The sequence below is a fragment of the Bradyrhizobium sp. LA6.1 genome (assembly GCF_040547805.1).
Classification (GTDB): Bacteria; Pseudomonadota; Alphaproteobacteria; order Rhizobiales; family Xanthobacteraceae; genus Bradyrhizobium; species Bradyrhizobium barranii.
Map to the genome: position 1 here is coordinate 26,819 of NZ_JBEPQK010000024.1, position 15,900 is coordinate 42,718.

The 15,900-nt window shown below is 64.1% G+C and carries 19 protein-coding genes and 1 pseudogene; 10 read left to right on the forward strand and 10 right to left on the reverse strand.

Annotated elements, in window-relative coordinates:
• Positions 1-94: 94 nt before the first annotated feature.
• The 4 genes and pseudogenes from ABIB99_RS38720 (at position 95) to ABIB99_RS38735 (ending at position 3,063) form a co-directional block, all read left to right on the forward strand.
• On the forward strand, positions 95-763 hold the full coding sequence (locus ABIB99_RS38720) for an amino acid ABC transporter permease (RefSeq protein ID WP_063985334.1): 669 nt from the start codon (positions 95-97) through the stop codon (positions 761-763).
• 9 nt (positions 764-772) lie between these two features.
• Positions 773-1,414, forward strand: a complete 642-nt coding sequence (locus ABIB99_RS38725; protein WP_063985335.1) for an amino acid ABC transporter permease — start codon at positions 773-775, stop codon at positions 1,412-1,414.
• Positions 1,415-1,436: 22 nt separating this feature from the next.
• On the forward strand, positions 1,437-2,279 hold the full coding sequence (locus ABIB99_RS38730) for a transporter substrate-binding domain-containing protein (RefSeq protein ID WP_428841292.1): 843 nt from the start codon (positions 1,437-1,439) through the stop codon (positions 2,277-2,279).
• A 26-nt stretch (positions 2,280-2,305) separates the two neighbouring features.
• Positions 2,306-3,063: pseudogene (locus ABIB99_RS38735) on the forward strand (amino acid ABC transporter ATP-binding protein).
• A 53-nt stretch (positions 3,064-3,116) separates the two neighbouring features.
• Here ABIB99_RS38735 and ABIB99_RS38740 read toward each other — a convergent pair.
• The 7 genes from ABIB99_RS38740 to ABIB99_RS38770 form a co-directional block, all read right to left on the reverse strand.
• Complete coding sequence (locus ABIB99_RS38740) at positions 3,117-3,914, reverse strand: adenylate/guanylate cyclase domain-containing protein (RefSeq protein ID WP_354180980.1); 798 nt, start codon at positions 3,912-3,914, stop codon at positions 3,117-3,119.
• A gap of 89 nt (positions 3,915-4,003) precedes the next feature.
• On the reverse strand, positions 4,004-4,216 hold the full coding sequence (locus tag ABIB99_RS38745) for a hypothetical protein (protein WP_014497603.1): 213 nt from the start codon (positions 4,214-4,216) through the stop codon (positions 4,004-4,006).
• Position 4,217: 1 nt separating this feature from the next.
• On the reverse strand, positions 4,218-4,403 hold the full coding sequence (locus tag ABIB99_RS38750) for a hypothetical protein (RefSeq protein ID WP_208089610.1): 186 nt from the start codon (positions 4,401-4,403) through the stop codon (positions 4,218-4,220).
• Positions 4,404-4,482: 79 nt separating this feature from the next.
• Positions 4,483-4,695 (reverse strand): hypothetical protein, encoded by a 213-nt coding sequence (locus tag ABIB99_RS38755; protein WP_354180983.1) that lies wholly within the window; start codon positions 4,693-4,695, stop codon positions 4,483-4,485.
• A 706-nt stretch (positions 4,696-5,401) separates the two neighbouring features.
• Complete coding sequence (locus ABIB99_RS38760; protein ID WP_354180985.1) at positions 5,402-6,595, reverse strand: adenylate/guanylate cyclase domain-containing protein; 1,194 nt, start codon at positions 6,593-6,595, stop codon at positions 5,402-5,404.
• Positions 6,596-6,721: 126 nt separating this feature from the next.
• Positions 6,722-7,306: a HutD/Ves family protein gene (locus ABIB99_RS38765; protein ID WP_354180987.1), complete on the reverse strand. Its 585-nt coding sequence runs from the start codon at positions 7,304-7,306 to the stop codon at positions 6,722-6,724.
• 101 nt (positions 7,307-7,407) lie between these two features.
• The gene (locus tag ABIB99_RS38770) at positions 7,408-7,929 is read right to left on the reverse strand and encodes a hypothetical protein (RefSeq protein WP_155795412.1); all 522 of its coding nucleotides are present in this window, start codon (positions 7,927-7,929) and stop codon (positions 7,408-7,410) included.
• A gap of 692 nt (positions 7,930-8,621) precedes the next feature.
• Here ABIB99_RS38770 and ABIB99_RS38775 point away from each other — a divergent pair.
• Complete coding sequence (locus tag ABIB99_RS38775) at positions 8,622-8,921, forward strand: hypothetical protein (protein WP_085403273.1); 300 nt, start codon at positions 8,622-8,624, stop codon at positions 8,919-8,921.
• A 57-nt stretch (positions 8,922-8,978) separates the two neighbouring features.
• Here the strand turns inward: ABIB99_RS38775 and ABIB99_RS38780 are convergent, their stop codons facing one another.
• From ABIB99_RS38780 to ABIB99_RS38790, 3 genes are read right to left on the reverse strand one after another with little or no spacing between them, the layout of a single operon-like run.
• On the reverse strand, positions 8,979-9,824 hold the full coding sequence (locus ABIB99_RS38780) for an SDR family NAD(P)-dependent oxidoreductase (protein WP_354180989.1): 846 nt from the start codon (positions 9,822-9,824) through the stop codon (positions 8,979-8,981).
• 10 nt (positions 9,825-9,834) lie between these two features.
• Positions 9,835-10,386 carry a carboxymuconolactone decarboxylase family protein gene (locus ABIB99_RS38785; protein WP_354180991.1) on the reverse strand — a complete coding sequence of 184 codons (552 nt, stop codon included), beginning with the start codon at positions 10,384-10,386 and terminating at the stop codon, positions 9,835-9,837.
• A complete protein-coding gene (locus ABIB99_RS38790) occupies positions 10,364-11,062 on the reverse strand; it encodes a TetR/AcrR family transcriptional regulator (RefSeq protein WP_085403270.1) in 699 nt (232 codons plus the stop codon). Before ABIB99_RS38790 ends, ABIB99_RS38785 begins: the two co-directional genes overlap by 23 nt.
• 168 nt (positions 11,063-11,230) lie before the next feature.
• On the opposite strand from ABIB99_RS38790, the gene ABIB99_RS38795 reads away from it, so the two are divergent.
• The 5 genes from ABIB99_RS38795 (at position 11,231) to ABIB99_RS38815 (ending at position 15,801) form a co-directional block, all read left to right on the forward strand.
• Positions 11,231-12,442, forward strand: coding sequence for an ABC transporter substrate-binding protein (locus ABIB99_RS38795; RefSeq protein WP_354180994.1), 1,212 nt, complete (start codon positions 11,231-11,233; stop codon positions 12,440-12,442).
• A 4-nt stretch (positions 12,443-12,446) separates the two neighbouring features.
• Positions 12,447-13,340 (forward strand): MBL fold metallo-hydrolase, encoded by an 894-nt coding sequence (locus ABIB99_RS38800; protein ID WP_354180996.1) that lies wholly within the window; start codon positions 12,447-12,449, stop codon positions 13,338-13,340.
• 11 nt (positions 13,341-13,351) lie between these two features.
• A complete protein-coding gene (locus ABIB99_RS38805; RefSeq protein WP_354180998.1) occupies positions 13,352-14,320 on the forward strand; it encodes a Bug family tripartite tricarboxylate transporter substrate binding protein in 969 nt (322 codons plus the stop codon).
• Positions 14,321-14,351: 31 nt separating this feature from the next.
• Positions 14,352-14,891 carry a VOC family protein gene (locus ABIB99_RS38810; RefSeq protein ID WP_354181000.1) on the forward strand — a complete coding sequence of 180 codons (540 nt, stop codon included), beginning with the start codon at positions 14,352-14,354 and terminating at the stop codon, positions 14,889-14,891.
• 100 nt (positions 14,892-14,991) lie between these two features.
• Entirely contained in the window at positions 14,992-15,801 is an 810-nt protein-coding gene (locus ABIB99_RS38815) for a class I SAM-dependent methyltransferase (protein ID WP_354181002.1), read from the forward strand.
• Positions 15,802-15,900: the final 99 nt, after the last annotated feature.

The following is a 15,900-nucleotide window of genomic DNA, read 5'->3' on the forward strand; positions in this document are numbered from 1 at the left end:
GCTTTCACCGCCGTCGGACAGACGCGAACGGGCCAAGCCACGCCAAGGGGGCGGCCCGGCCACGCCAAGAGAGCGGCCCGGAGGGAGGAGCGAGGTGAACTACAAGTTCGATTTCGGACCCGTGATCGAGGGCCTGCCGGAGCTGCTCTGGGGCTGTGCCGGCACGCTCGGCCTGGCGCTGTCGGGCATGGTGCTGGCGCTGATCATCGGGATCGGCGGCGTGCTGCTGCGCGATTCCCGGCTCGCGCCGCTGCGCTGGCTCGTCATCGCGTTCGTCGAGACGATCCGCAACACGCCATTTCTCGGCCAGATCTACTTCGTCTTCTTCGCGTTGCCGATGGTGGGCATCCGCCTCGATCCCACGCTGACCGCGATCATCGCGCTCGGCGTCAACGGCGGCGCCTATGCGATCGAGATTATCCGCGGCGGCGTGCAGTCGATCAACAAGGGGCAGGTCGAGGCCGGACTGGCGCTCGGCCTGAGCCGGACCCTGATCTTCCGCCTGATCGTGCTGAAGCCGGCGCTGCGCGCGATTTTCCCGTCGCTGACCAGCCAGTTCATCATGCTGACGCTGACGACGAGCATCGCATCGGCGATCTCGGCCTATGAGCTGACCTCGGTCGGACAGGCGATCGAGACCAATACGTTCCGCAGCTTCGAGGTCTATGGCGTCGTCACGCTGCTCTATCTCGCGATGTCGTGGATGCTGATGCAGATGTTCGCGCGGATCAACGCGCGCTTCCTGCTCTATCCCGTGAAGTGAGGACGGCGCATGGACAAGAACCAGTTCCTGTTCCTGCTCGGCGGCCTGAAATGGACGCTGGCGCTGTCCGCGATCGGCTTCGCGCTCGGCTCGGTCGCCGGCCTCGGCGTCGCGCTGGCGCGCACTTCGGGCCGGCGCTGGCTCGAACGCGGCGCGGCCGCCTACATCGCGCTGTTCCAGGGCACGCCGCTGCTGATGCAGCTGTTCGTCGTCTATTACGGCCTCGCGCTCGCCGGGCTGAAGCTCGATCCCTGGGTCTCCGTCTCGATCGGCTTCACCCTGCATGCCGGCGCCTTCCTCGGCGAAATCTGGCGCGGCTCGATCGAAGCCGTGCCGCGCGGCCAGGTCGAGGCCGCCAAGGCGCTCAGCCTCGGCTATCTCGACCGGATGAAGGATGTCGTGCTGCCGCAGGCGATCCGCATCTCGCTGCCCGCGACGATCGGGTTCCTGGTGCAGCTGATCAAAGGCACCTCGCTTGCCGCCATCATCGGCTTCACCGAGCTGATGCGCGCCGGGACCATCGTGTCCAACCAGAACTTCAAGCCGCTGCTCGTGCTCGGCCTGGTCTGCGCGCTCTATTTCGCGCTGTGCTGGCCGCTTTCGCTCTATGGCGCCTGGCTGGAGCGGCGGCTCGTCACCGCCGCACGATGATGAATTCAACACAGAGGAGGGAATGATGACCAAAAAGACAATCCGGTTCAATCGCCGCCACATGCTGGCGCTCGGCGCCGGCGCGATCGCCTCGCCGTTCGTGCTGTCGCGCGCCGCCTACGCGGTGACGCCTTCGGAGATCAAGGCGCGCGGCAAGGTGTCGATCGGGATCCAGGGCGACAATCCGCCCTGGGGGTTCGTCAATTCCACGGGCAAGCAGGAGGGCCTCGATGCCGATCTCTCCGAGCTGTTTGCAAAAGAGCTCGGCGTAGCCGCCGAATTCACGCCGCTGGCCGTCGCCAATCGCATCCCGGCACTGACGTCGGGACGCGTCGACATCCTGTTCGCGACCATGGCGATGCTGCCGGAGCGCGCCAAGGCGGTGCAATTCTCAAAGCCCTATGGTGCCAACATCATCACCTTCATCGCGCCGAAGGAGATGGAGATCAAATCGCCGGCCGACATGGGCAAATATGTCATCGGTGTCGCGCGCGGCAGTGTGCAGGACACCGACGTGACCAAGGCGGCGCCTCCCGGCACCACCATCCGCCGCTTCGACGGCGATGCGCCGACCATGCAGGCGCTGCTGTCCGGGCAGGTGCAGGCGGTGGGCGGCAACATCTTCTACGTTCCGCGCCTCAACGAATCCAAACCCGGCACTTACGAGAACAAGCTCGAATTCACCAAACTCTATAACGGCGCCTGCACGCGGCTCGGCGAGAAGGAGATCAACGCCTTCGTCAACGGCTTCATCGACAAGATCATCGCCAGCGGCGAATGGGCCAGGATCTATCCGAAGTGGATGAACAACCCGCTGCCGGCTTTCCCCGACAGCATTCCCGGCATCCCCTTCACCGTCAGCTGAGGGAGAGTGCCATGTCGGTCACAGCCATGTCGGTCGCAGCCACGGCGGACACGATGATCGCGATGCGCGGTGTCAACAAATGGTACGGCACCTACCAGGTGCTCACCGACATCAACCTGGCGGTCCGTGCGAGCGAGAAGATCGTCCTGTGCGGGCCGTCCGGATCGGGCAAATCCACCCTGATCCGCTGCATCAATGCGCTGGAGAACTACAGAAGGGCGAGATCGTCGTCGACGGCGTCCATCTCGGCAGCCAAGGCAAGGCCATCGACGCGGTGCGCCGCGAGGTCGGCATGGTGTTCCAGCAATTCAACCTGTTCCCGCACATGACGGTGCTGGAGAACTGCACGCTGGCGCCGATCCGCTCTCGCGGCATTCCGCGCCCGGCGGCCGAAGAGACCGCGCGGCGGCTGCTCGACCGTGTCAAAATCCTCAACCAGGCGGACAAATACCCGGCGCAATTGTCCGGCGGTCAGCAGCAGCGCGCGGCGATCGCGCGGGCGCTGTGCATGGAGCCCAAGGTGATGCTGTTCGACGAGCCGACCTCGGCGCTCGACCCGGAAATGGTCAAGGAGGTGCTCGACACCATGATCGGGCTTGCGACCGACGGCATGACCATGATCTGCGTCACCCATGAAATGGGCTTCGCCCGGCAGGTCGCCGACCGCGTGATCTTCATGGCGGAGGGACGGATCGTCGAGGAGGCGGAGCCGGAACTCTTCTTCAGGGCCCCGCAGCACGAGCGCACCAAAAAATTCCTCGGCGAAATTCTGCCGCATCATTGAAGCCGTGCCGGCGCGGCGCGACGGCGGTCCGGTGTCCACCCTTGCCGGACGCCTCACGCCTCCACCCGATACAGCCTCCACCGCTCCGGCACACCCTTGAGCTGGTGCATGCCGTGATCCCTGAAGCTGATGGTTGATTGTGCCTTCAGCAAATCCTTGACCGCGCTCGAGACCAAGACTTCGCCGGCCCGCGCTTTCGCGGCGACGCGGGTGCCGATGTGGAAGGCGAGACCGACCATTTCGTCGCCGCTGATCGTATACTCGCCCGCATGCAGGCCGACCCTGATCTCTAGCCCCAGCGTGCGCACCGCCTTCTGGATCGCGGTCGCGCAACTGATCCCGGCAGCCGGCGCCTTGAACGTCGCCAGCACGCCGTCGCCCGTCGTCACGACTTCCTTTCCGCGCGAGCTCTTCAGCTCCTTGCGGACGGCTGCGTAATAATGGCCCATCACCTTGGTCCAGCGCGCATCGCCGAGCTTCGCGGCCTTGGCGGTGGAGCCGACGATATCGACGATCAGGATGGTGGCGAGCGCCCGCTTGAGGTCGGTGCCGCGCTCGGCGGAGCGGCGCCGGAGCGCGATAGCTCCGACCAGCGGCTCATAGCGATGGCTGCGGCGCCGCGCGATCGCAGCCTTTGCGTAATCCTGGGCACGCTGCGCCGTGCCGCACCGAACTGTCTTCTCCTGCGGCGAGCGCGTCCAGTAGACCTTGCGCCCGGCACCGGTGCCTTGGACCTCCACGCCGCCCCACTTCAGGAAAACAGCCGAGCCGACGCGCCTGACACACCACGCCTTCGACGTGTATCCCGATACGTTCGACTGATGGACTCCGATGCGAAGGAATTTTGGCATGAACGCGCGGCCAGTCGAAGGAACGTTTGGGCGGACCTGCGACCAACGTATTCGCACATGCCTGCATTGGCAACAGGGCTCCTCGCACCCTACGCTCCCCTGCGAGCCTCCTGCTTGCCGATCGAGCAGCGCCACGCCGCGAGACGTTCGGCTGGATGCTGCGCCATCCATTCGGCAAGCTGCGGCGCTCCCATCAGACAGGACTGCATCGTCACGTCAGCGAAATCCGAGGTCGTGACGATCTGCTCGTGGCAATCTGTCGGCGACGAGAGGCTGCAGAGCACGGCAATGATCTTGATCATGTCACGAGAGCTCCTTCGACGTACTCGGGCTCTGCGTCGCCGCCCGAGTGGTCGACCGCGGCTCGACGGGCCGCTCGCCGTCGGGATCGGCCGGCGGAAACACGGCGTCATAGTTAGCGCGCGCTTCGCGGATCAGCCGCGCACGCTCGCGCTCGGCTCTTGTGACCAGTCGAACAACTTCGCCCATATCGGCTCCACGGGGTGGCAAGAGAGGAAACTGACCAGACGGCCCTGATTGGGCGACCGGCTCACCGCGCAACCCGCAATCACGGGTACGATTCGTATCGCGTGCCGGCCGAACGCGCCGATGACCTCGCCGCATCGACGCTTGATGCCTTTTCGGCGCGCCGCTGATAGTCATTGGCCAACGTCTCGAGACGGGTCGCGACCACGATGTCCGTCATGGTCCGGGCCGCGCGCAGCAGGCTCTGCGCCGTCTCGAGATATTCCTTTCCTCGTCGTGACATCTGCATGGTCATAGGCGCCTCGCGCGGTTTTCTGAAAACATGTCGACAACCGACGGAAATCGACCGAACCAGTCGCGCTCACCCTGCCGGCGCGTCGCCAAACGTTCGACGCACTTTTTCGAGCAAAGGGGCTTTCGCCAAGAGTAGTAGCGGACCAGGCCAAACTTGCCGTCGCACGCGGCACAGCGAGCGGTTCGACTTTCAGAAACTTGGGAACAGCTTGGCATTGTCGTCTCCTCTTGTGGTCGCGTCCGATGTGTCGATCACCTTTTCTGTTGCATCGAGGCAGCCGCACCGACTGTCCTCGACCAAATCTTGCGGCACCAATCGCAACGCCGCCAGTGAAGCCAACCTAGGCGTCCTGCGCGAACATATCTTTCAACAACGCGTCCGATATTGCCCATAAGCACGACTTCCGTCGCGCGCAGGGGACGTACCCCGACAACTGCGCGTTTGCGCGATCGCCCGATTCCGGAACTGGATCGACGTCACAGCGACGCACGCATGCACCGTTAGTCACGGCACATCGAGGCCATGATGGGCGGCGATAGCGACCGTCGTTCGGAGATGCCGGGGTGTGCGGGACGATGGCAAGCTGGCGTTGCCGATGAGGATCAGGATTTCTCCGCCGTGCCGCGCAATCGGTGGCGCGCGGGCCATCGGCAATCCTGCGTCAGCGAGATTTCAACCGGACGGCTGCGGCGAGCATGCCGCCGCCTCAGCCGTGAAACGCAAACAGCTCGATCGGATCGCTGAAGCCGCGCACCTCGTATTTGCCGGCATGCTCGAGCTCGAACTCCCGCTCGACCAGCTCGGCGAAGGCGCGCGAGAGCAGCACCGGTCGTCCCAGCTGCTTGGTCAGGGCTTCGAGGCGGGAGGCCATGTTGACGGCGGGACCGATGACGGTGAAGTCGAGCCGGCTGGACGATCCGATATTGCCGTACATGACGTCGCCGACGTGGACGCCGATGCCGTAGTTCAGCGGCGCGCGGCCGGTCCCGTTGTTCCGTTCGTTCAGCGCGGCCATAGCCTGCCGGGCTTCAGTCACGGCGCGCAGCAGGTTTGCGCAGGCGCCGGGCCCGCTGAGCGGGAAAATGGCGAGCAGGCCGTCGCCGATGAATTTCAGGATTTCGCCGCCGTGCCGCACGATCGGCTCCGACATCGCGTCGAAATAGTCGTTGAGGAGATCGATGACGTCGTCGCGCGGCCAGTTGTCCGAGATCTTCGTGAAGTCACGGAGGTCGCAGATCATGATCGCGGCACGCACCGTCGTGCCGGTGCCGCGCCGCGTGGCCCCGGCCAGGATGAGCTCGCCGGCATGGGAGCCGACATAGGTCTCGAGCAGCGTTCGCGCCAGGCGGTTCTTGACGCGGATCTCGCTGACCAGCGCCAGCACCGGCAGCACGTTCTTGAGCGCAACCAGATGCGCGTCGTCGAAGCCGCCGGGGCGATCGGTCGCGAAGGTGACGAGATGGCGCTTGCCGAGTGTGTGGTGGAGCGGCCAGGCGACGTAGTCGGTCAGACCTTTCGTGCGCATCTCGTCATAGACCGCGTGCCTGCGGCCGAGCGACGGATCGCCTTCGAGGTTCTCGCGGAGTTCGCTCGCACCGTCCAGCATTTCGCTGACAGGGCTGCCGATGAACTCGGATCGCTCGAGCACATCGAAGTCGACCCGCGAGATCTTCGCCTCGCGCATGCCATCCAACCACATGAAGGCGGCGCCGAGCCATTGCGGATGCTGGATCCGGACGTGCATCGTCGACCGCTTGAGCGGAATGCCCGCCTGCTGGAGGCGGATGCACATCTCGGCAAAGATGTTGTCGACGAAGCGCTCGCCGCTCGTGCCGTTGGTCAGCCAGTCGACGACGCCGTCGGATAGCGTGGTGGGGCGATTTTGGTCTGGCGCGGTCATATCCTGCCCGTTCATATCGTGGCTTGCGCGGCGGTCCGCATGATCAGGGCAGATATCGTGTTCCGGCGCCGCGGCGTCAACCTAGCCATGTGCACGGATTGTGCGCATCCGCCGGGCGATTGCCATCTAGCCGACGAGCTGAATCGATCCCAGTACCGCCAGCCCTGAGACGAGTCCCAATCTGGACGCCTGGGTCTGCTCGACCTTCAGCGTGCTGCCGTCGGGGATGACAATATCCTCGCTATTGAGACGAATGCTGCAATCGCCGGAAACCGCGTAAACCAGGTGCGTGCCGGCGAACAAAGGCCGATCGCCGGGTTCCCTGAGTGCCAGCAGCTCGATCTCCGCCGCGCCGCGCCGGGCCATCAGGTTGACGACCTCGACGGGACCCGCCTCGAGCGCGGTCACGACCTCCATCTCGCCGGTGAAGCGCACCGTCGTAAAAGGTTCACGCTCGTCGAAGTCCTGGCTGGGCGACTTCAGCACCAGCCCGCGCCCACCGACGACCATTTGCAGGCGGTCGATGCCGGGCATGTAGGAGAAGGGCCCGGGCGCCACGATCGGCGTGGAGGCAAAGCGCCAGAGCAGGCTGTCCCAATCCTTCGCCGGCGCGTCGGCGCGATGGGCATCCGCGATATCGGTGAAGATGCCGCCGCCGTTCTTCCAGGGCGAGCGGGTGTAGTCTTCGGACTTCAGCAGCGTTGTTTTCATGTCTTGAATCTATCCGGGAAGGCATGTGGCCGAGATCGCCCGCGCATCATGCGCGGGTTGGGCCGGCTTTGCCAACCGGTTTCACCAGCGATGAATTGCCGTCACGCCTTGGCGTCGAGGTTCAGCCTGGTGCTCAGCTCGTTGACGAGCGAATCCACGAACTGGTTCTGATAGGCCGAGATGCCGTTGAAATAGACCGGGCCGCCGGACTGCACCAGCAGGCCGCCGCCGGACACTTCGGCATCCTTGGCACCGCTCTCGGATTGGGTATCGAGCTTGCCCATGGCGTCGTCGAGCTGCGCGGCGGTCTTGTCGTCCATCTCGCCATTGGCTTGAAGCGTGGCGAGCAAGGCCTGGTAGGCACTGCCGAGATCGGCTCCCGTCCCCGTCTCGGCCGTCGCCGAGAACGTGCCGTTGGTCTTGCCGCTGTAGCTCTTGTAGGTCAGCGTCTCCGTGGTGGTGCCGTCGCTGTTGGTTCGATTGTCGAGCAACAGTTCGAACGCGCTGCCATAGGCGCCCGTCGTCAGCATGTTCGGATCGTTCGGATTCTTGTTCTTGCTCGCGCCTGTCTTGTCGGAGCCTGCGGTCCAGTTCGGCGGAACGGTGTAGCTGACGTTGGTCACGGCGCGAATTCCTGTGTGCATTCCAAAGCGCGGAGAATGTTCAGCAAGATGTGTGCCAGCGGCGGCGCCGTTGATTCCTACCGGCTTTCCTTGTCGTAGCGCGCGGACTTCGCACAACGCTGCAAGAATTGCCCGGCAGTTTCATCCCGTCGCGCGATTGTGCGGAGCTTGCACCTGAGTTCGTAGCCCGGATGGATCGCAACGCAATCCCGGGGCCGCTCGCGCGATGAGGCTGTGCTCCCGGATGACCGAAGCTGGCCTCGGCCAGCTGAGCGGCCGCTTCCCCTTGCCCCCGCCGGCGGCAATTTAGGTCAGAAATCTACCCCTTTTGGGTACCTTGCACGAAGCTTGAAGCGCCGCATAATACAGACACTTATCCAAAGGTAATCCGCTCGCGCTTCGGCCAGGCAATTGCGTAACGCGCTCCTCTCAGTGGGAGAATTGCAATGCCCGTGTTGGACTTGCCGTACTGGTTGATCATTGCAGGCTCCGCGTTGGTATTGGGCGGGCTCATTGGCTTAGGGGTCAGCCGCAACAGGCGGGTTGAGAGCGATCCCATTCTGCTCCCGGGCGATTTGACGGCATGGAAAGCCGAGGGATCAGAGACCTCGGACCTTGCGGCTATCCGGGATTCGCACAACTGACGGCTTGCGCCCGTGGCCCATTCTGCGGAGCAAACTCTGGAGAGAGACATGACCCTGCACTTTACGCGCGTCGAGACTCCGGTGCATGAACTTGAAATCTGGATGGCGTGCAGCGGCGGATTTTCGTTCGTGATCAGTAACGAAAACCGCACCGGTCCTGGCCTTCACGGAAAGCCCGGCCTGGTTGCCTCATGGCGCCCCGTTGAAGAAAACAAGTCCGCGATCAAGCTTGGCGGCTCCCCCTTCAGTACCTTCGCCGAAGCCGAGAAGGCCTGCGAGGCCGTCCTGGAGGCACTTGAGCAGATGAGCGAATCGCAAACGCCGAAGATTGCGTCCTCGCCGCAATGAAGAGAGACTCTGCTCGCCGGGGCATCGAATTCCGCGCCGCCGGATTGTGCTGGCGTCTTACATTCCGCTCAGGCCGCTATCCACCGCGAGCGACTGTGCGGTGACGTAGACGCTTTCATCCGACAGAAAGAACAGCACGGCATAGGCGATCTCCCAGGCGGTGGCCTGGCGGCCGAAGGGGACGTGGCTCTTGCCACGCGAGGGCCGGCCGGCGCCGGCTTCGCGGCCGTTGGGGGTGTCGACGAGGCCGGGATAGACGAGATTGGCGCGGATGCCGCGGCGCGAGCCGAGATGGGCGATGTTGCGCATCAAGCCGCCGAGCGCGGCTTTTGAAGAGTCATATACCGCCATCTGCGATCCCGCTTTCAGCGCGGCGATCGAGGAGATGAAGACGATGGCGCCGCCATTGTCGAATTTCGGCATCGCCGCGCGGCAACAGAGCATGGGACCGCGAACGTTGACGTCGTAGATCCTGTTCCATTCCTCGGGGCTGACGGCATCGAGGCCGGTCTTGCCGAAGGTACCGATGTTCAGGACCATGCCGTCGAGGCCGCCCATCGCGCGATGCGCCTCCTCGATCATGCGCTCGACGTCAGGCTCCGACGTGACGTCGGCAGTGATGGCAAAACCCTCGCCGCCTTCGTCGGTGATGTGCTTGACGGTCTGCTGTGCGGACGTCCGGTTGAGATCTGCCACCGCCACCTTCGCGCCCTCACGTGCGCACAAAATGCTCATGGCGCGGCCATTGCCGATCGGATCGGTGGCGGCGTCGAACACGCGCTGGCCGCCGCCGACGATCAGGATACGGCGTCCCTTCAGGCGTCCCCTGCCCGGCGCTTCGCCCAATGACTCCGCGCTTGGTGGACGGACGTAACGCTCCGGCTTGCTATCGATTTCCGCCATCTCAGCCGCCCTACTTCTTGCCGCCGTCATAGACCTTCATGCCGGCCGCGGGATCGAGATCGGTTTCGGTTGCCTCGGTCAGGCGCGCCATCATCATATAGAAGCCGAGCGCGACGATGGCTTCGACGATCTCCTGATCGCTGAAATGCTTTCGCGCGGCAGTGAAGGTCGCCTCGGGCACGCGGACGTTCTCCACGATTTCGCGGCCGAATTTCAGCAAGGCTCGCTCCGCGTCGCTCAATGCGGCAGAGTCGTATTCGGTGCGTTTGACCGCATCGATCTGTCCTTGCGTGCAGCCGACCCCGATCGCGATCGGCACGTGCTGGCGCCATTCATAGGCGCCGCCCTCGAGCTGGGCGGCCTGCAAGATCAAAAGCTCGCGGTTGACGGCTGAGAGCTTCTGCTTGTGCAGGATCGAATTGCCGAGCCGCATCGCCGGGATCATGTTGGCCTCGGCGTGCGCCATCATGCGGAAGATGTTGAGCTTGACCGGCATGCGGTCGAACGAGGCGCGGATATCGCCGCTCGTCGTCTCCGGATCAATCAGGGGCAGCCTTGCCACGCGTTTCTCCCTTGGGTTTTCGTTTCTTGTTGTCTTCGCCATTGCCTGCCGCGATCAGCGACAGGAAAAAGGCGAGATAGCGGTCGATCGCCTCGATCACCTTCGGCCGCGGCGAAGGTGCTGCGCCCATCACGTAATGCTCGAGGCGGATGTAGATCAGGCCGGCCGCGAACAGCCGCGCGGTCTCGCGCGGATCGGGTGTCGAGACCAGGCCGGCGAGCGCAAAACCGCGAAAGTAATCCGTCATCATGCTCTGCTCGCGCGCATAGAAATGGTCGGCGAATTTGGCGCGGATGCCGGGCACGCGGTTACGCTCGGCGGTGATTACTTTCTGGAACTGGTGCTCACGCGGGTCAGACCATTGCTCGACGAGATCAAGCGCAAACTGACGGCAGAACGCGGCCGGCTGGCGCGCCAGCTGCTTGTAGCGCGGCTCTTCCAACCGGCTCGCCGAACTGGCGGGGCCGTGCTCGGCCACGATCGCTTCGAGGATCGCGGCCTTGCCGGAGAAATGGTTGTAGAGGCTGCTCTCGCGGATGCCGACACGGCGCGCGAGCTCGCGCATCGAGGCGCCGCCATAGCCGCTCTGCGCGAACAGATTGAGCGCTTCGGAGAGGATGCGCTCGCGGGTCGTGGGCGCAGCCGCTTCCGCCGCGCTGGAGGTGTGAACAGCCATGTGGCTTGACTAACGAACGATCGTTCGCTAGTCAACCGTACGAACGATCGTTCGTTTCGCCAGTCTGGCGGCAGCGGTCGCGGCCCCGCAAGTCCGCTTCGGGCGCTGTTCTCGCGTTTCAACTCCGCTCCAATGAGAGGCGGAGAGCAATTTTGGGGAGACGACCTCATGGCGCGCTTTGCCCGCCTTCGCCTTCGTGCGGCCTGCATCCTGTTGCCGCTGCTCGCAGCCAGTGCCGTTCAGGCCCAAAGCGCGAAATACGATCCCGGCGCCGACGACAAGACCATCAAGATCGGCACCACCGCGCCGCTGAGCGGGCCGGTGTCCGCCTTCGCGCAGATCGCGAAATCGGCGGAGGCCTATTTCCGCAAGGTGAACGACGACGGCGGCGTCAACGGCCGGCGCATCCAGATGATCATCGCCGATGATGCCTACAGCCCGCCGAAGACGGTGGAGCAGACCCGGCGGCTGGTCGAGAGCGAGGAGGTGCTGCTGATCTTCGGCGGCGTCGGCACGCCGACCAACAGCGCCGTGCACAAATATCTCAACGACCGCAAGGTGCCGCAGCTCTTCCTGGGCTCTGGCGCCGCGAAGTGGGACGATCCCAAGAACTTTCCGTGGACCGTCGGCTGGCAGCCGACCTATCGCGACGAGGCGATCGCCTACGCGAAGTACATCAAGGCGAGCCACGCCAACGCGAAGATCGGCGTGCTCTACCAGAACGACGATCTCGGCAAGGATTATCTGAAGGCGTTGGAGGAAGGGCTCGGCAGCGGCGAGGCGATCGTTGCGCGCGCGGCTTACGAGACCTCGGCACCGACCGTGGATACGCAGATCCTGCAACTGAAGACCGCCGGCGCTGACGTGGTGCTGGTAGCGGCGACGCCGAAATTTGCAGCGCAGGCGATCCGCAAGATCGGCGAGATCGGCTGGAAGCCTGTCACCATCATCTCCAATGTCTCGGCCTCGATCAGCGGCGTGCTGGAGCCGGCCGGCAAAGACAATTCCACCGGCGTGATCTCCAGCCAGTATCTGAAGGATGCGACCGACCCGGCCTCGAAGGACGACGCGGGCTATAAGGAATGGCTGGCGTTCATGGACAAGTACCTGCCGGACGCCAACAAGAGCGACTGGCTCAACGTCTACGGCTACACTATCGCGCAGACGCTGGTGACGGTGCTGAAGGCATCCGGAAACGACCTCACCCGCGCCAATGTGATGAAGCAGGCAACGACCATGAAGGACGTGCGCCTGCCGATGCTGATCAACGGTACCGCGGTGAACAATTCGCCCGAGCATTACACGCCGATGACGAGCCTCCAGCTCATCCGCTTCGACGGCACGCGCTGGGTGCCGTTCGGCGACCTCCTGAAGAACTGAGCCCATGCGGCAAGTCAGGATCGGCAGCATGCGGGTCGATCTCGTCAGCGAGATCCCTTCGCTTGCCTTCGAGAAGACCTGGCTGTTCGCCAACGTCACCGACGAAGTGATCGCGGAGAACCGGAGCTGGCTCGATCACCGCTGTATCGAACCGGAGACCGGACGCTTCATCCTCAGCCACCACTCCTATCTCGTGCGCACGCCGCGCTGGACCGCCATCGTCGACACCTGCTGCGGCAATCACAAGCCGCGGCCGCGCGTGCCGGTGTGGGACAACCTCAACCGGCCTTATCTCGACAACATGCAGGCGCTGGGCGTTGCCCCAGAAGAGGTCGACTTCGTGATGTGCACGCATCTGCATGTCGACCACGTCGGCTGGAACACGCGCCTCGTGGACGGCCGCTGGGTGCCGACCTTCCCCAATGCGCGCTATCTGATGGGGCGCGCCGAATATCGACACTTCGAAGCCGCGCACAATGCGGCGCCGAAGAACCCCGTGAACCACGGCTCGTTCGAGGATTCCGTGCTGCCGGTGGTCGCGGCGGGCCTCGCCGAGTTCGTCGAGACCGATCATCGCCTGTTCGCCGATCGCGACGCAGGCTTGCGCTTCGCGCCGGCACCGGGCCATACCGCCGGCAACATGCAGATCCACCTCAATGGCGGCCACGATCACGCGGTGATGTCCGGCGACGTCATCCACCATCCCATCCAGTGCGCGGCGCCGTGGCTGTCGAACGCCGCCGACGTCGATCCGGCCGCCGCGGTCGCAACACGGATGGCGCTGCTGGAAGAACTTGCGGACACGCCGAGCTATCTGCTCACCGGCCATTTTCCGGCGCCGACTGCGGGTCGCGTGATCCGGCACGGCGAGGCCTACAGATTTCGTTTCGAGGATTAGGGGAAACCATCATGAAGCTGCGCACCGTCACGCTGTCGTTGCTCGCATTGCTGTCGGCGGCGCTGCCGGCACACGCCGAGGATCCTGCCGCCTACCCCACCCACAAGATCAAAATGCTTCTGCCCTATGCGGCCGGCGGCGGCGGCGACGTGATCGGCCGCTTGCTCGCCGACAAGATGGGCAAGACGCTGGGACAGGGCGTCTATATCGAGAACCACACGGGTGCTGCCGGCACACTCGGCACGCAGATGGTCGCGGCGTCGCCGAACGACGGCTACACCATCACCGTCGGCGGGATGACCACGCATGTGCTGGCGCCGGCGATCTATCCAAAACTGCCCTACGATTCGATCAAGGATTTTACGACGATCGGGCGTATCGGGACGTCCTCGATCATGCTGGTGGCGACCAGGGATTTTCCCGCCAATGACATCAAGAGCCTGATCGCGCTTTCCAAGAAGGGCGAGCCGATCCAGTACGGCAGCTGGGGCATCGGGTCGACCGGGCAGTTCTGCGCGGAAATCCTGATGCAGCAGACCGGCATCAAGATGGATCACGTGCCGTTCAACGGCATCGCCAAACTCGCGGGCGACCTGCTTGGCGGCCACATCTCGCTTGCAACGCTGGACATGGCAACCGCAACGCCGCTGGTGAAGGACGGCTCTATCAAGGCGCTGGCCGCCTGCGGCGAGCGCTCGCCGAGCCTGCCTGACGTCGCAACCTACAAGGAACAGGGCGTGCCGTTCGAACGCAGCCTGTCCTGGGCGATGTATGGTCCCGCCGGCCTCGCGCCGCCGATCGCACAGAAATTGTCGGCGGCGTTGAAGGACGCGCTGGGCGATGCCGAAGTGAAGGAGAAGCTTTTGGGGCTCGGCATCACGCCGCAATACGTGCCGGGCGACGAGCAGCGCGACATCAACGCCCGCGACATCGCGGCCTGGAAGCAGGTTGCCAGGGACGCAGGCATCGAGGTCAAGTGACGATCGCGAGCGATCAGAAGGGAGCGCGGGCATGAGCCGCATTTTCGGCGCGGTGCGCCAGAACGGATACGTCGTGCGGGACATCCAGGCCGCGATGAAGCACTGGATCGAGGTGATGGGCGTAGGCCCCTGGTACTACATGGACCGCGTCAAGACCGACTGGTTCCGCCATCGCGGCCAGGACTCCGCGGTCGAGATGAGCATTGCGCTGGCCAATTCCGGCGATCTCCAGATCGAGCTGATCCAGCAGCGCAACGATGCGCCCTCGCTGTACAGGGAATTCCTCGACGCCGGCCACGAGGGCCTCCAGCACATGTCCTACTGGAGCCACGACTACCAGGCGCTCTACGACAAGGCACTCGGGCTCGGCTACAGGATAGGCCATGAAGGCCAGATCGGCGGAGAAAAGGGACGCTTTGCCTATTTCGACACCCAGGCCCATCCAGGAACCATCATCGAAATCTCCGACATCAGCGGCACCAAGGGGCCGTTCTTCGAGAAGGTCCGGCAGGCGGCGATGACCTGGGACGGGACGCGGCCGATCCGCGAAGTCGGCGGAGCGAAACCTTAAAATCCGACCGCCGGGTTGCGACCGGAAGAGGCCGCAGATGCGGTACGACCGCGATCCATGGTAGCATGAACCTCGTGTCCGAACCTTCAGCGAGGCAAGCATGTCCAACACTGACAAGGTTTTCGCCGGCTCGATTCCGAAAATCTACGACGAGTATCTCGTCCCGCTGATCTTTGCCCACTACGCCGCCGACATCGCGAAGCGTATCGCGGCTCTTTCCCCGTCGACGATACTGGAAACCGCGGCAGGTACCGGCGCCGTTACGCGGGCCGTGACCGCGGCGCTGCCTCCCGGCATCCGTTACGTCGCAACCGATCTCAACGAGCCGATGCTCGCGATCGCGGCGCAGCGCCAGGGTGAGGACCCGCGCATGACATGGCGTCAGGCGGATGCCACCGCCCTGCCCTTTGACGAAGCCGCGTTCGACGCGGTCTGCTGCCAGTTCGGTGTCATGTTCTTTCCCGACCGCGTCAAAGGCTATGCCGAGGCAAAGCGGGTGTTGCGACCGGAAGGCACGTTCGTATTCAACGTCTGGGACCGCATCGAGGAGAACGTGTTCGCTGACGACGCCACCGCCGCGCTCGGAAAAATGTTTCCCGATGATCCGCCCCGTTTCATGGTGCGGACGCCGCATGGCTATCACGACAAGGCCATTATCAGAGCCGATCTGGAACAAGCGGGCTTCCGCCACATCTCGATCCAAACGCTTGCTGCGGTGAGCCGCGCGCCGTCGGCCGAGTATGTCGCGATCGCGCTCTGCCAGGGCACGCCGCTGCGCAGCGAGATCGAGGCCAGGGATGCCAGCAAGCTTCAGGCAGCGACCGACCTCGTCGCCGAGGCGCTCCGATCGCGCCATGGGTCCGGAACGGTCGAAGGCAAGATTCAGGCGATCGTGATCGAGGCGCGGTAGTTGGTGCGGGAGCTGCTACGCCAGCGTAGCTAGCAGATTGGCAGCAAGCTTGAGATCTGCTGTTTCAAAGCCCTCGGAGAATCGACCGTATACGTCTCG